Source organism: Citrobacter farmeri (genome assembly GCF_019048065.1).
Lineage (GTDB): Bacteria > Pseudomonadota > Gammaproteobacteria > Enterobacterales > Enterobacteriaceae > Citrobacter_A > Citrobacter_A farmeri.
The window spans coordinates 726,165-741,574 of record NZ_CP077291.1 but is presented as its reverse complement, the minus strand read 5'-3'; the positions used below and the strand labels follow the sequence as shown (position 1 = coordinate 741,574).

The 15,410-nt window shown below is 53.0% G+C and carries 14 protein-coding genes; 9 read left to right on the top strand and 5 right to left on the bottom strand.

From position 1 onward, the window contains the following. Positions 1-132 precede the first annotated feature (132 nt). Complete coding sequence (gene opgB / locus I6L53_RS03440; protein ID WP_042321984.1) at positions 133-2,424, top strand: phosphatidylglycerol--membrane-oligosaccharide glycerophosphotransferase; 2,292 nt, start codon at positions 133-135, stop codon at positions 2,422-2,424. A gap of 58 nt (positions 2,425-2,482) precedes the next feature. Here opgB and I6L53_RS03435 read toward each other — a convergent pair whose 3' ends face one another. Next, positions 2,483-3,505, bottom strand: coding sequence for a zinc-binding alcohol dehydrogenase family protein (locus I6L53_RS03435; RefSeq protein ID WP_042321982.1), 1,023 nt, complete (start codon positions 3,503-3,505; stop codon positions 2,483-2,485). Positions 3,506-3,644: 139 nt separating this feature from the next. Here I6L53_RS03435 and I6L53_RS03430 point away from each other — a divergent pair, with 139 nt between their 5' ends. The 5 genes from I6L53_RS03430 to I6L53_RS03410 all read left to right on the top strand — a co-directional run bounded on the left by I6L53_RS03430 (position 3,645) and on the right by I6L53_RS03410 (position 8,114). After that, complete coding sequence (locus I6L53_RS03430; RefSeq protein WP_042321979.1) at positions 3,645-4,550, top strand: GntR family transcriptional regulator; 906 nt, start codon at positions 3,645-3,647, stop codon at positions 4,548-4,550. Positions 4,551-4,721: 171 nt separating this feature from the next. Continuing rightward, positions 4,722-5,693 carry a C4-dicarboxylate TRAP transporter substrate-binding protein gene (locus I6L53_RS03425; protein WP_042321976.1) on the top strand — a complete coding sequence of 324 codons (972 nt, stop codon included), beginning with the start codon at positions 4,722-4,724 and terminating at the stop codon, positions 5,691-5,693. 66 nt (positions 5,694-5,759) lie between these two features. Then, positions 5,760-6,233 carry a TRAP transporter small permease gene (locus I6L53_RS03420; RefSeq protein WP_042321974.1) on the top strand — a complete coding sequence of 158 codons (474 nt, stop codon included), beginning with the start codon at positions 5,760-5,762 and terminating at the stop codon, positions 6,231-6,233. Further along, positions 6,230-7,501, top strand: a complete 1,272-nt coding sequence (locus I6L53_RS03415) for a TRAP transporter large permease (RefSeq protein WP_042321972.1) — start codon at positions 6,230-6,232, stop codon at positions 7,499-7,501. The genes I6L53_RS03420 and I6L53_RS03415 overlap by 4 nt, the downstream gene beginning before the upstream one ends. A gap of 97 nt (positions 7,502-7,598) precedes the next feature. Continuing rightward, on the top strand, positions 7,599-8,114 hold the full coding sequence (locus I6L53_RS03410; protein WP_042321969.1) for a GNAT family N-acetyltransferase: 516 nt from the start codon (positions 7,599-7,601) through the stop codon (positions 8,112-8,114). Here the strand turns inward: I6L53_RS03410 and tsr are convergent. Continuing rightward, positions 8,111-9,775 carry a methyl-accepting chemotaxis protein gene (tsr, locus tag I6L53_RS03405; protein WP_042321966.1) on the bottom strand — a complete coding sequence of 555 codons (1,665 nt, stop codon included), beginning with the start codon at positions 9,773-9,775 and terminating at the stop codon, positions 8,111-8,113. The two genes, I6L53_RS03410 and tsr, sit on opposite strands and share 4 nt — an antisense overlap. A gap of 165 nt (positions 9,776-9,940) precedes the next feature. Then, positions 9,941-10,948 (bottom strand): Ldh family oxidoreductase, encoded by a 1,008-nt coding sequence (locus tag I6L53_RS03400; RefSeq protein ID WP_042321963.1) that lies wholly within the window; start codon positions 10,946-10,948, stop codon positions 9,941-9,943. 296 nt (positions 10,949-11,244) lie between these two features. Here I6L53_RS03400 and btsT point away from each other — a divergent pair, with 296 nt between their 5' ends. Genes btsT through yjiA form a run of 3 tightly spaced genes read left to right on the top strand, consistent with a single transcriptional unit; the run spans position 11,245 to position 14,622 of the window. After that, positions 11,245-13,395: a pyruvate/proton symporter BtsT gene (gene btsT / locus I6L53_RS03395; RefSeq protein WP_042321961.1), complete on the top strand. Its 2,151-nt coding sequence runs from the start codon at positions 11,245-11,247 to the stop codon at positions 13,393-13,395. Between the two features lie 51 nt (positions 13,396-13,446). Further along, positions 13,447-13,650, top strand: coding sequence for a YbdD/YjiX family protein (locus I6L53_RS03390; RefSeq protein ID WP_024130742.1), 204 nt, complete (start codon positions 13,447-13,449; stop codon positions 13,648-13,650). 12 nt (positions 13,651-13,662) lie between these two features. Continuing rightward, positions 13,663-14,622: a GTPase gene (gene yjiA / locus I6L53_RS03385; RefSeq protein WP_042321957.1), complete on the top strand. Its 960-nt coding sequence runs from the start codon at positions 13,663-13,665 to the stop codon at positions 14,620-14,622. A gap of 69 nt (positions 14,623-14,691) precedes the next feature. Here yjiA and I6L53_RS03380 read toward each other — a convergent pair whose 3' ends face one another. Continuing rightward, positions 14,692-14,994 carry a BrnA antitoxin family protein gene (locus tag I6L53_RS03380; protein WP_042321954.1) on the bottom strand — a complete coding sequence of 101 codons (303 nt, stop codon included), beginning with the start codon at positions 14,992-14,994 and terminating at the stop codon, positions 14,692-14,694. Next, positions 14,981-15,268: a BrnT family toxin gene (locus I6L53_RS03375; protein WP_042321950.1), complete on the bottom strand. Its 288-nt coding sequence runs from the start codon at positions 15,266-15,268 to the stop codon at positions 14,981-14,983. Before I6L53_RS03375 ends, I6L53_RS03380 begins: the two co-directional genes overlap by 14 nt. Between the last annotated feature and the right edge of the window lie 142 nt (positions 15,269-15,410).

Sequence of the window (15,410 nt, the reverse complement as noted above, 5' to 3'; positions counted from 1 at the left end):
AACGTAATTAAATGTCACTAGAATTGCAGCTAAGTGACAACCCCATTACATTGTACTTTCTGTAAACGCTGAACTGTCAGTCGAACGCCTGGTTTGGAGCCTTATCGTAAGGCTATTTGTGAGGATCGTCCGTTGTCTGAGTTACTCTCCATCGCGCTGTTTCTTGCCTCTGTACTTATTTATGCCTGGAAAGCGGGTCGCAACACCTGGTGGTTTATCGCCACCCTGACGGTGCTGGGACTTTTTGTGGTGCTGAATATCACGCTATTCGCTAGCGACTATTTCACAGGTGATGGCATTAACGATGCGGTACTCTACACGTTGACGAACAGCCTGACAGGGGCCGGTGTCAGCAAATACATTCTGCCGGGTATCGGCATTGCGCTGGCCCTCGTGGCTGTCTTTGGCTCGCTGGGCTGGGTGCTGCGTCGTCGCCGTCATCATCCTCACCATTTTGGTTACAGTCTGCTGGCGCTGCTGTTGGCGCTGGGCTCTGTCGATGCCAGTCCGGCATTTCGTCAGATCAGCGAGCTGGTCAAATCCCAGACCCGCGAAGGCGATCCCGATTTCGCGGCCTACTATAAAGAACCGGCAAAAAAAATACCCAACCCGAAGCTGAATCTGGTGTACATCTACGGTGAAAGCCTGGAACGTACCTATTTCGATAATGAGGCCTTCCCGGAACTCACTCCGGAACTCGGCGCGTTGAAAAACGAAGGTATGGATTTCAGCCATACCCAGCAGTTACCCGGTACAGACTACACCATCGCCGGGATGGTCGCCTCCCAGTGCGGCATTCCCCTGTTTGCGCCGTTTGAAGGTAATGCGTCAGCATCGGTCTCCAGTTTCTTCCCGCAGAATATCTGTCTTGGAGATATCCTGAAAAACTCCGGCTACCAGAATTACTTTGTGCAGGGTGCAAACCTGCGTTTTGCCGGAAAAGACGTGTTCCTGAAATCCCACGGTTTCGATCATCTGTATGGCGCAGAAGAGCTAAAAAGCGTTGTCACCGATCCAAATTATCGCAACGATTGGGGCTTCTATGATGATACGGTCCTGGATGAAGCGTGGAAAAAGTTCGAAGAACTCTCTCGCTCCGGCCAGCGTTTCTCATTGTTTACCCTGACCGTCGATACCCATCATCCGGATGGTTTTATCTCGCGTGCCTGTCAGCGCAAACGCTATGATTTCGACGGTAAACCCAACCAGTCCTTTAGCGCCGTCAGTTGTAGCCAGGAAAATATCGCGGCCTTTATCAATAAAATCAAAGCCTCACCGTGGTTTAAAGATACCGTTATTGTGGTCTCTTCGGATCATCTGGCAATGAACAACAGCGCATGGAAATACCTGAACAAACAGGATCGCAGCAACCTGTTCTTCGTGATCCGCGGCGACAAGCCTCAGCAAGAGACGCTGGCGATCAAACGTAACACGATGGATAACGGCGCGACGGTGTTAGATATTCTTGGCGGCGATAACTTTATCGGCCTGGGGCGCAGCAGCCTGTCGGGTCAGTCGATGTCGGAAGTGTTCCTTAACAGTAAAGAAAAGATCCTCGCCATGAAGCCGGACATTATTCGTCTGTGGAACTTCCCGAAAGAGATGAAAGATTTCACCGTCGACCGGGATAAAAATATGATTGCCTTCTCCGGCAGCCATTTCCGCCTGCCGTTACTGTTGCGGGTATCAGAGAAGCGCGTCGAGCCGCTGCCGGAAAGCGAATACTCAGCCCCACTGCGCTTCCAGCTTGCCGATTTTGCCCCGCGCGATAACTTCGTCTGGGTCGATCGTTGCTACAAGATGGGCCAGCTGTGGTCACCGGAACTGGCGCTCTCGACCGACTGGTGCGTCTCGCAGGGTCAGCTTGGCGGAGAGCAAATCGTTCAGCATGTTGATAAAGCGCAGTGGAAAGGCAAAACGGCCTTTAAAGACACGGTGATCGACATGGAACGCTACAAAGGCAACGTCGATACCCTGAAAATTGTCGACAACGACATCCGCTATAAAGCCGACAGTTTTGTCTTCAACGTGGCGGGTGCGCCGGAAGAGGTGAAGCAGTTCAGCGGGATTTCTCGTCCGGAATCCTGGGGACGCTGGTCCAACGCGCAGTTGGCGGAAGAAGTGAAGATCGAGTACAAACAGCCGCTACCGAAAAAATTCGACCTGGTGATCACCGCGAAAGCCTTTGGCAACAACGCCAATCGCCCGATTCCGGTGCGTGTAGGAAAAGAAGAACAGACGCTGGTGTTAAGTCACGATGTCACCACCACCACGCTGCACTTCGACAACCCGACGGATGCGGATACGCTGGTGATTGTCCCGCCCGATCCGGCCTCGACCAACGAGGGTAACATCCTCGGCCACTCGCCGCGTAAGCTGGGGATCGGGATGGTTGAAATCAAAGTGGTCAGCGCCCAGGGCTGACCACAGGAAATAAAAAAAAACAGCGCCCAACACCACTCCGGGCGCTGCATGGCAATCGTCAGAACGTAATCACACCTTTGATTAACGCCCGGTTGTTAATCACATCGTGTTCGAAGATCTCCGCAAGTTGGCTAAACGGATAGCGATGTGTAAGCATCATTTCAGCTCTTAGTTTGCCTTCCGCCATCAACCGTCCCACCTTCGCAAAATCCTCCGGCGTAGCGTTACGACTCCCCATCATGGTGGTTTCTTTCTTGTGAAACTCCGGGTCAGAGAACTGTAAATCCCCTTTGAACAGCCCGATAAAGACAATGCTGCCGCCGTGGCGGATCAGGTTAACGGTATTGTTCATGGCATGCTGATTCCCCGTCGCATCAAGCACTTTCTGCGCCAGTGAACCGCCAAATTGCGCGCGAAGCAGGGCTTCAAAATCCTGGGCAGAGGGATCCACCACCGGCAGACCGAGACGGGAAGCCACGTGTTCGCGACGAGCGCTACTGGTATCTGCAACCACCACCTGTGCACCCTCTGCTTTCGCAATCGCCGCCGCCCCGATCCCAATCGGTCCGGCTCCGACGACCAGTACCTGCTCGCCCGGCACGATCGCGGCCCGTCGCACCGCATGTGCGCTAATCGCGTAAGGCTCGATCAACGCTGCCGCCTGAGGATCAATTCCTTCTGCCAGCAACAGGTTGGTTTCCGGAACGCAGAGATATTCGCTAAAACCTCCGTCCTGATGCACGCCGATCACGGAGATCTTCTCGCAACAGTTCGTTCGTCCCCCCAGACACGCCGGACACCGCTGGCACGCAACGTAGGGGATCACCGCCACCTGCTGACCCACTTTAAACTGCGTTACCTTCTCGCCGAGCGTCACTATATCCCCACATATTTCATGGCCTAACACGCGTGGATAACTGAAAAAAGGTTGATTACCTCCCCAGGCATGAATATCGGTTCCACATATCCCGACAGACTTAATTTTAATTAATGCTTCATGTTTTTCCGGAATCGGAATGTCGCGTTTCTCATGAATTAATTTTTTGGGTTCCTGGCAAATCAACATATTCATTGTGGACATCGTTAGGCGCTCCTGTTTCTTTGTTGCTTCAGATATTGATGAAAATAGAAATAGCCGCGTAACGAGAAAGCTAATTTGTGAAACCCTGCGCATTAAAATGTTTTAAATCGGGTTTTAATGCAGCCAAAAGGAGATCCCGATGAGCCGTTCGCAAAATTTACGTCACAATGTCATTAACCAGGTGATCGATGATATGGCGCGCGGTCATCTTCCTTCCCCGCTGCCGTCGCAAAGCGCCTTAGCCGAGATGTACAACATCAGTCGCACCACCGTGCGCCACATGCTGAACCACCTCAGCGAATGCGGCGTATTGACCCTGGTCGGCAACGACCACGTCATTACCCGTGTCCCTGAGCATGATGACGGTTTTGCCTGCACCACCGCCTCCATGGCGGAACAGAACCGTATCTTTGAGCAGGCGTTTTATACGATGATTAACCAGCGCCAGCTTCGCGCTGGCGAAACGTTTTCTGAACTTCAGCTGGCCCGGTTAGCGGGCGTCAGCCCGGTGGTGGTTCGGGAATATCTTTTAAAATTTGGACGTTACGATCTCATCCAGAGCGAGAAGCGCGGCCAGTGGAGCATGAAAAAGTTCGATCAGTCTTATGCCGAACAGCTTTTTGAGCTGCGTGAGATGCTGGAAACCCATGCGCTACAACACTTTCTCAACCTACCGGATGACGATCCGCGCTGGCTGCAGGCAAAAATGCTGCTGGAACGCCACCGTATGCTGCGCGACAGCGTTGGTAGCAACTTCCGTATGTTCTCTCTGTTAGACCATGATTTTCACGCGCTGCTGCTCTCCGCCGCCGACAATATATTTTTTAATCAATCGCTTGAGATCATCTCGGTGATATTCCATTTCCATTACCAGTGGGATGAACGCGATCTTAAGCAACGCAATATCATCGCTATTGATGAGCATATGACCATCCTCAGTGCGCTGATTTGCCGCAGCGATCTCGACGCGCTTCTCGCGCTGCGAAATCACCTGAATACGGCGAAGCAATCGATGATCCGCTCCATCCGACAAGAAAATGAATGAATTAAAAACACATTAAAAACAACAAACCTTTAGCAAGAGCACGATTTCATACAACGCATACAGCACCATGATGACTTTCTGCTTACTTTCTGATTAGGCAGGATTCACTATGAATTTTTCCGCCAGAATAAATGTTGGTTTTATTCGTTGATCCCTGGGAGCAAGTAGAAAATGAACAAGATAATAGCCGTGCTGATTACTGTTTGTACTTTTTTTCTGCCATTCACCATTCAGGCTAAACCGCTTTCTATTAAAGTCGCATACGAAAATAATCCAGGCGAACCATTAGACGTGGTGATGCGCTACTGGGCTGAGATTCTGAATAAAAAGAGTAATGGAGAAATAACGCTGGTTCTCTATCCCAGCTCTCAGCTAGGGTCAAAACAAGATGTGACTGAACAAGCCATGATGGGAATGAACGTTATCACACTCACCGATGTGGCTTTCCTCGCCGATTACGAACCTGATTTAGGTATTTTGTTTGGACCTTATCTGACCGATGACCCGCAGAAACTATTCAAAATCTATGAGAGCGACTGGTTTCGTCAAAAAAATGAAGACCTGAAGAAAAAAGGAATTCATGTGGTAATGAACAATTATCTGTATGGCACCCGCCAGATTATTTCTAAAAAACCGATTCGCAAAGTGGAAGATCTTGCGGGAATGAAAATCCGCGTACCAAATAACGTGATGCAAATTAAAGCCATTCAGGCGATGGGCGCAACCCCAACGCCTATGCCCCTGGGGGAGGTTTATCCTGCGCTGACTCAGGGTGTGATTGATGGCGTCGAAAACCCAATTTCCGTTCTGCAAGGGCAAAAACTGTTTGAGCAGGCGAAATATCTGTCAATGGTCAATTACCTGACCAACACCTCGGTATGGATTGGCGGCGAAGCCTTTTTCAGTACGCTCTCTCCTGAGCAACTGGAATTGATTCATTCAACGGGTTATGAAGCCGGTCTCTATAGCCAGAAATTAACGATTGAACGCGACGCCGAAATGCTCAAAAGCATGGAAGCGGAAGGCGTCGAAGTTATTTACCCGGATACCGAAGCATTCCGCCAGAAAGCACGCGAAGTTTACTCGCAATTCCCGGAGTGGACGCCGGGCTTGTATGACACCATTCAACAGCAACTGCAATAAATACAGGCACAGATCGCCCGAAACCTTTTCCACTCAAGGCCAGGGCGACTCTCTGAAGGAGGATTAATGCGTTTCTTTGGCAAGCTTGTAGAACTCAGTGCCGCACTGGCATTGTTTATCCTGGTGATAATGACCATTGCCGCTGTATTCATGCGCTATTTTGTAGGACAGCCCATTCAATGGACTGAGGAAATGTCCGGACTGCTGATGATTTGGGTGGTGATGTTGGGCGGTGTGGTGGCTGAACGCGATCGAGCGCACCTGACTATTCCTTTTGTCGTCGATATGTTCCCACACAAAGTCAAACGTATTATTGCCTCGCTGGTTGCCCTGCTTTCCATTGGGTTGCTGGTTTATATGGCCTGGTTGGGTTATCGACTGGCGGAAATGGCGCAGTATAAGGTCACGCAAATATTGAAAGTGTCCTGGTTCTGGATTGATATCGCGGTTCCCGTCGGGACTCTGGCAACAGCAATTTATACGCTCTACTGGTTAATTAACGACGTTAAGCAGGTAGATGTCGGCGAGGAAAAACAATGAGCTGGTTATTGATTATTCCACTAATGATCGTGTGCTTATTTCTGAATATTCGTGTTTATCTGGCAATGTTTATCGGCATTATTGCCTATTTCCTCTTTTTTTCCACGGTTCCGATTGAAATTGCTGTTCAGCGGTTGATTGCACCCACTCAGAGCCCATCCTTGCTGGCGATCCCCTTCTTTATCCTGTTGGGTACGCTGATGAGCTACACCGGTATTGCAGAACGTATCCTGCAAGTGGCGAATATTCTGGTGGGTAAAATGCGGGGCGGACTCGGTGTCGCCAATATTCTGGTCAGTACGATGATGGGGGGCGTCAGCGCTTCAAACCTGGCCGATGCGGCGATGCTGTCGCGTATGATGGTTCCCGAGATGGAGCGTAAAGGCTATAACCGTGCCTTTGCTGCTGCCATCACCGCCGGGGGGTCCCTCGTCACCCCAATTATCCCGCCGGGGATTGCCCTGATTATTTATGGCCTGGTGGCAGACGTCTCCATCGGAAAGATGTTCATGGCCGGTCTGATTCCGGGTCTGCTCTGTGCGGTGCTGTTAATGTTCACCGTCTATCTGGTTGCCCGCAAAACAAACGCTAAGCCGTCACGTGATACCTGGCCTACGGGTAAGGAAGCCCTCTTCTCTATTGGACAGGCATGGCCCGCGCTGTTTTTGATTTTTGCCGTCGTAGGGGGGATTCGCGCCAACATTTTCACCCCAACGGAAGCCGGTGCGGCTGCGGTACTCATTGTATTGATCATCGGATTCTTCATTTATCGTCAAATGACTCTCGGCCATGTCGTGAAAGCGCTGGGGGAAACGGCACGGGCAACGGCATCGGTCATGCTGGTCATCATGGCAAGTGCCGCGCTCGGTTGGATCTTCTCAATGGAACATGCCGGCATCGCGGTGGCGAACTTCGTGACGACGCTGACCGAAAACAAATACATGTTCCTGTTAATTATCAATATTCTTTTGCTGACGCTGGGAATGTTTCTTGAAGGGAATGCCATTCTGTTAATCCTGGTTCCGTTGCTTAAACCTGTCGTGGCGCATTTTGGTATCGATCCAGTACATTTCGGTATCATTATGATTTTCAACCTTTCTATCGGCGCCTTCACGCCGCCGGTTGGCACCGTCATGTTATTGGTCTGCAATATTACTCAGGTTTCCGTCGGGCAGTTTTTCCGTCAATCTCTACCCTTGCTGGGTACCTTGTTACTTATGCTGATGTTGGTGACCTATATACCGGCTATTTCGTTATTACTCGTCTGACCGGTTAACACCGTAACGTCCCCGCTGCCGGGGACTTTTCCCTGTGACCGGGCTCCGCGTTATACTGCCCACACTGTCACCTTAACCCGGTATCGTTATGCACATCACCTTTCGTCCAGCCACACTGGCAGATGCTGCCGCCCTGCCCGCCATTGAACGCTCGGCGGGACAGCGTTTTTTAGAGGTGCCAGATCTGGCATGGATCGCAGACGATCACATCGTCAGTGCGGAACAGCATCGGGAATATGCCGCGAAGAGAATGAGTTGGCTGGCCCTGGCTGACGATCGCCCCGTGGGATTTCTGCTCGGCGAAGCGATGGGGTCATCGCTGTATATTGCTGAATTTTCGCTACATCTGGCGTGGCAGGGTAAAGGCATTGGTCGCCAGTTAATAGACACGGTCGCACAGTGGGCGCGTGAGCAGGGTTTTACCGCCCTGACGCTCACCACTTTTCGCCATGTCGGCTGGAACGCGCCGCTGTATCAACATCTGGGATTTGAAATACTGGAAGATGACGCGCTGCCGGCAGCATTGCGCCAGAAGCGTGAGGAAGAAACGGCGCATGGTATCGCATTTGAATCACGGTGTGCCATGCGCCTGATGCTTAATTAAAACGTTTCCCAGTTGTCCCCGGTCTCCGCCACAGCGGCTTTACGCGGTTGAACCGTTGTGGAAACGGACTTCACGCTGGAAACGCTGCGTGCACGCTGCTGTTCCTGCTGAATGTGGAACACGGCAACGGCCTGAGTCAGACGACTGGCCTGCTCTTCCAGCGCGGCGGCGGCAGCGGCAGATTCTTCCACCAGCGAGGCGTTCTGCTGGGTTACACGATCCATCTCCGCTACGGCCAGACCGACCTGATCGATACCACGACTTTGTTCATCGGAAGCCGACGCGATTTCGCCCATGATGTCCGTCACGCGGGTGACCGCATTCACGATCTCATCCATGGTTTCACCGGCGCTTTCTACCAGCGTAGAACCGACATCCACACGACTCACAGAGTCTTCAATCAGGCTTTTGATTTCGCGCGCGGCCTGCGCACTGCGCTGCGCCAGGTTACGCACTTCTCCGGCAACCACTGCAAAACCGCGTCCCTGCTCACCCGCACGTGCCGCTTCTACCGCCGCGTTCAGCGCCAGGATGTTAGTCTGGAAGGCAATGCCGTCGATCACACTGATAATATCTGCGATTTTCTGCGAACTGGAGGCGATATCGCGCATGGTTTGCACCACGTTATCTACCACTTTTCCGCCTTTCTGCGCCGTTTCGGACGCGCTCAGCGCCAGATGGCTGGCCTGACGGGCGTTTTCGGCGTTCTGCTTAACGGTGGCCGTCAGTTCTTCCATGCTTGCCGCCGTCTCTTCCAGAGAGGCCGCCTGCTGCTCGGTACGGGAAGAGAGATCGTTGTTACCCATCGCGATTTCGCTGGCACCGCTGTAAATCGCGTTCGCGCCGTTACGCACGTCGCCCACGGTACGCACCAGTTCACCCTGCATGTGGCGCAGGCTTTCCGCCAGTTGGCCCATTTCATTAGTGCCTTCCACATCAATCCGCTTCACCAGATCGCCGCTGGCAATATGACGAATGCTCGCGATCAGGCGGTTCATTGGCGCGATCAGCGACAGTTTGATGCCAAACCAGACGGCAATAATGACCACCAGCACCGCCAACAACACGCAGCCCAGAACCCACATCGCCTGGCTGTAAGAACTGTTGTTGTCTGCGACCGCCAGGTCATACAGACGGTCGTTCTGTTGCAGATAATTCACATACTGCTTCTCAAAACCGTCCTGATACCCCTGAGTGGGCTGATCAAAAAATTCGTTGATCTTCCCGGCCCCCAGCAACTGGATCAGTTCGGCCAGCGCGTTGTGATAGATATCGTAATTGCGCTTAATTTCCGCCGACGCGGCTTCGCTTTGACGCGGGTCGCGCGGCAGCGCTTCGTAATCCGCCCAGTTTTTTTCCGCCTGTTTCAAAGAGGCGCTGGCAATCTGCATCAGATCCGCAACGGTCGCGCCGCTACCAATATTGCTCTGATCCATCATGTAGCGGATACCCGCACGGTTAAGGGTGTTACGCGTTTGCAACAGCGCCACCCAACTGCCATTCAGCGTGGACTGCTGCTGACGAATGGTTTGTAGAACGGTGAAGTTCTCTTTGTCATTTTTCAATGCATTAAAGAACAATCCGCCTGATGTGAGTTGTAAAAGGCCAAATAAAACCAGAACCAACAAGAGGCTGGTCACAATCTTGATACGTTTTAACATGTTTTCTCTTTCCGCTAGACAGATACTCTGGTTGTCGGCCCGGAATGAGAAAACTTTATGAAGTCGCGAGAGGTATCACAGGAAATTTGTTCAATTAACTGGCAAAAAATGCGATTACCCTCTACCCGAAAGGGAATCAGGCGAGGATGCCTCGCCGATTCTGCCCTATCGCAGCGCGGAAATGTCCTCAAACAGAGAGCGGGTTATCGTCACGCCTGCCTGCAACGATTTCTCCCGCGAAATGAAGCGTCTTTCGCCCGGCAGTCTTGCCCCCTGCGCCTGCATTGCGGCAAAGAGGGTTTCTGCCCGCTCCAGATGGCGGTGCGCCTCATCCCCGAGGAATCGGGACGGGTCAAGTGCCAGAATCAACTCACCGCCGTACGGCAAACCACCCGCCCCCTCATCCCAGGCCAGCGATTCCGCGCTGGTCATATCGCCGATAAGCGGCCCGGCCAGCAGTTCAACCATTGCCGCAAACGCCGACCCCTTATGACCGCCAAACGTCAGCATGGCGCCGTTTAACACCGCCTGCGGATCGGTTGACGGTTGCCCCTCACTGTCGATGCCCCATCCTTCCGGGATTGCTTTTCCGGCCCGTAGATGCAACTGGATCTCCCCGCGCGCCGCTGCGCTGGTTGCCATGTCAAAAATGTAAGGCGGCTTGCCTTTACGCGGCCAGCCAAAAGCGATTGGGTTCGTACCAAACAGCGGACGCGTACCGCCTGCCGGGGCGACCCAGGCGTGGCTCGGCGTACAGGCGTAGCCCACCAGCCCGGCATCCGTCAGGGGTTCAATATCCGCAAACAACGCGGAAAAGTGAACGCAGCGGTTGATTGCCAGCGCCGCAATGCCGCACACGCTGGCTTTACTGATAAGCAACGGCAGCGCCTGTTCATAGGCCACCAGCGAGAACGCGCCGCCAGCGTCCGCTTTGACAATGGCGGGCGCCTGATCGGAAATCTGCGGACGCGCATCAGCGGAGACTTTTCCTTTACGCAGGGTCTCGACGATCCCCAGCAATCGCCATAACCCGTGAGATGCGCAGCCGTCACGCTCGCCCGCCGTCACGTTACGCGCGATGGCATCCGCATGTTCTGCGCTAAAGCCATTGTTGCTCAGCACCTCACGCGCCAGCGTGTAAGCCTCAGATAAAGTGAGGTTTACTGTTTCCATGTTGTTCTCCTTATAATGTTGTCGGCAATAAGCGTAGTCGGTATTCGCCAGTCGTTGGTGGATTTTTCTTTGTGATCTCAGTCACATAATATCCGCCGTTCAACGATCCTCTTTACCGCTTACTGACACTTCTGACCGCTTAACTCACCATTTGACCGCTCACTTATTTACCGTACTTTACGCGCGCGACTCTCTGGCAAGATCGTCACCAGCATAGCAGTCAAATTACCTCCTCAAACGCAACCCAAACCAAACGGCTTCGGCCAATTATTAATCTTATAAAACCAGGTTTTACTATGGATACGAAAAAGATATTCAAGCACATACCCTGGGTGATCCTCGGGATCATCGGGGCATTCTGCCTCTCGGTTGTCGCCTTACGCCGGGGTGAACACGTCAGCGCCCTGTGGATCGTGGTCGCTTCCGTGTCGGTATATCTGGTGGCTTACCGCTACTACAGCCTGTACATCGCCCAGAAGGTGATGAAGCTCGACCCTACACGTTCAACACCTGCGGTCATCAATAACGATGGCCTGAACTACGTTCCAACCAACCGCTATGTCCTGTTCGGACACCACTTTGCCGCCATCGCGGGTGCGGGTCCGCTGGTCGGTCCGGTTCTGGCCGCGCAGATGGGTTATCTGCCTGGTACCCTGTGGCTGCTGGCGGGTGTGGTACTGGCGGGTGCGGTCCAGGACTTCATGGTGCTGTTTATCTCTTCTCGCCGTAACGGTGCATCGCTTGGTGAGATGATTAAAGAAGAGATGGGTTCCGTGCCGGGGACAATTGCCCTGTTTGGCTGCTTCTTAATTATGATCATCATCCTCGCGGTACTGGCGCTGATCGTTGTAAAAGCGCTGGCCGAAAGTCCGTGGGGGGTCTTCACCGTTTGTTCCACCGTGCCTATCGCGCTGTTCATGGGGATCTACATGCGCTTCCTGCGTCCGGGACGTGTGGGTGAAGTATCGGTGATTGGTATTGTGCTGCTGGTTGCGTCTATTTACTTCGGCGGCGTAATTGCTCACGACCCGTACTGGGGCCCGGCGCTGACCTTTAAAGACACTACTATTACCTTTGCCCTGATCGGCTATGCGTTTGTGTCTGCGCTGCTGCCGGTATGGCTGATCCTCGCTCCGCGCGATTATCTGGCTACTTTCCTGAAAATCGGCGTTATCGTCGGCCTGGCGCTGGGTATCGTGATCCTCAACCCAGAGCTGAAAATGCCGGCCATGACCCAGTACATCGACGGTACTGGTCCGCTGTGGAAAGGTGCACTGTTCCCGTTCCTGTTCATTACCATCGCCTGTGGTGCGGTCTCTGGCTTCCATGCGCTGATCTCTTCCGGTACCACGCCGAAACTGCTGGCCTGTGAAACAGACGCCCGCTTCATCGGTTACGGCGCGATGCTGATGGAATCCTTCGTAGCGATTATGGCGCTGGTTGCGGCATCCATTATCGAACCGGGTCTCTACTTTGCAATGAACACCCCGCCGGCAGGCCTGGGCATTACCATGCCGAACCTGCATGAGATGGGCGGTGAGAACGCGCCACTGATTATGGCGCAACTGAAAGACGTCACCGCGCATGCGGCGGCAACCGTCAGTTCCTGGGGCTTCGTGATTTCACCTGAGCAGATCCTGCAAACGGCGAAAGACATCGGTGAACCGTCCGTTCTGAACCGTGCGGGTGGTGCGCCAACGCTGGCGGTCGGTATCGCGCACGTGTTCCACAAAGTGCTGCCGATGGCTGACATGGGCTTCTGGTACCACTTCGGTATTCTGTTCGAAGCACTGTTCATCCTGACCGCGCTGGATGCCGGTACCCGTTCCGGTCGATTCATGCTGCAGGACCTGCTGGGTAACTTCGTACCGTTCCTGAAGAAAACCGATTCTCTGGTTGCCGGTATCATCGGTACGGCAGGTTGTGTGGGTCTGTGGGGCTACCTGCTGTATCAGGGCGTGGTCGATCCGCTGGGCGGCGTTAAGAGCCTGTGGCCGCTGTTCGGTATCTCTAACCAGATGCTGGCAGCCGTGGCGCTGGTTCTGGGCACCGTGGTACTGATTAAAATGCAGCGCACCAAATACATCTGGGTTACCGTTATCCCGGCAGTATGGCTGCTGATCTGCACCACCTGGGCGCTGGGTCTGAAACTGTTCAGCTCCAACCCGCAGATGGAAGGCTTCTTCTACATGGCTAATCAGTACAAAGAGAAGATTGCCAACGGCGGCGAACTGACCGCGCAGCAGATTGCCAACATGAATCACATCGTTGTGAACAACTACACTAACGCAGGTCTGAGTATTCTGTTCCTGGTGGTGGTGTACAGCATCATCTTCTACGGCTTCAAAACCTGGATGAATGTGCGCAACGTGGACAAACGTACCGATAAAGAAACTCCGTACGTTCCGATTCCTGAAGGCGGCGTGAAGACCTCTTCACATCACTAATCGTCTTTAGCCCCGCTTCGGCGGGGCTTTAAACATTATCTGGATGGCACAATGTTTGGTAACTTAGGGCAGGCAAAAAAATATCTCGGCCAGGCGGCAAAGATGTTGATTGGTATTCCAGACTACGACAACTACGTCGAGCATATGCAAACCAACCATCCGGACAAGCCGTACATGAGCTATGAAGAATTCTTCCGCGAGCGCCAGCAGGCGCGCTACGGCGGCGACGGTAAAGGCGGCATGCGCTGCTGTTAGAAGGAGAAGTGAATGACCCCGATTGCAGTCACCCTACTCACCGGTTTTCTTGGCGCGGGTAAAACCACCCTGCTGCGCCACATTCTCAACGAAGAACACGGCTACAAGATTGCCGTTATCGAAAACGAATTCGGCGAAGTGTCCGTTGACGATCAGTTGATTGGCGATCGCGCCACGCAGATCAAAACGCTGACCAACGGCTGCATCTGCTGTACGCGTTCGAACGAACTGGAGGATGCGCTGTTAGACCTGCTCGACAACCTCGATAAGGGCAATATCAGCTTCGATCGTCTGGTGATTGAATGCACAGGCATGGCCGACCCCGGCCCGATTATTCAGACTTTTTTCTCCCACGACGTGATTTGCCAGCGCTATCTGCTGGACGGCGTGATTGCACTGGTTGATGCAGTCCATGCCGACGATCAAATGAACCAGTTCACCATCGCCCAGTCGCAGGTCGGCTATGCCGATCGCATCCTGCTGACCAAAACCGACGTCGCAGGCGAAAGCGAGAAACTACGTGAACGCTTAGCGCGCATCAACGCCCGTGCGCCAGTGTATACCGTGACACACGGTGATATCGATCTCTCCCTGCTGTTCAACACCAATGGCTTTATGCTGGAAGAGAACGTCGTCAGCGCCAAACCACGTTTTCACTTTATCGCCGACAAACAGAACGATATCTCTTCCATTGTGGTGGAACTGGATTACCCGGTGGATATCGGCGACGTTTCCCGCGTGATGGAAAACCTGCTGCTGGAGTCCGCTGAAAAACTGCTGCGTTACAAAGGAATGCTGTGGATTGAAGGCGAACCGAACCGTCTGCTGTTCCAGGGCGTGCAACGCCTGTACAGCGCCGACTGGGATCGCCCGTGGGGCGACGAGCAACCGCACAGTACCCTAGTGTTTATCGGCATTCAGTTGCCGGAAGACGACATCAGAGCCGCGTTCGCGGGGTTGAAGAAGTTGTGATTCCCGTGCCCGATGGCGCAAGCTTATCGGGCCTACGGTTCTCCCCCGGGCATAAAACCTACGTTCTGGCTATTTCTTGTTTTGTTCCCGCAGCATTGCCTCCCGCAAAATCGCGTTAAGCCGTGTCTGATACCCTTTCCCCGGGCGCTTCAGCCATTCCATCACATCAGCGTCAATACGTACGGACGCCTGGGTCTTTAAGGGGCGAAAAAACTTACCGCGTACTGCTTCAGACCACTGCTCATCTGGCGAAAAGGGAATATCGCTGTAATCAATTTCATCATCTGATTGCTTCGCCAGCGCCTTGAGTTCAACCTCATGCTGAGCACTGAGCGCGGATTGCGTGCCGCGTTTATGTTTAACCATGCTCATAACGATTCCTCTCTTTACGATCCGCCTTTCGGGCGCTAATGATGCGAATGACCTCAATACCACTTTCAAACCGAATGCTGTGAGCAACCAGGATGACCACGATGCTATGAACGAGACCAAGGGTTTGCCAGCGATATTCCCCGTTCTCTATGCGATCCTGACGAGACAGATGTCGCGGATCGTCAAATACCAGAATCGCATCTTCAAAACGGACACCATGTTTACCGACGTTGCTTTTTGCCTTATTTGCATCCCATTCAAACTCCGTTGGCATATCACGCTTCCTAATTGCATATACAAAAAAGTATATACAATTATCCTACGAGTATAACGATACTGTTGGAAAAAACATCACATTTTGCGCAATTCTCTGCCTGCGCTTGTTTGTGGATCATCAACTTCACCTCCATCAATAC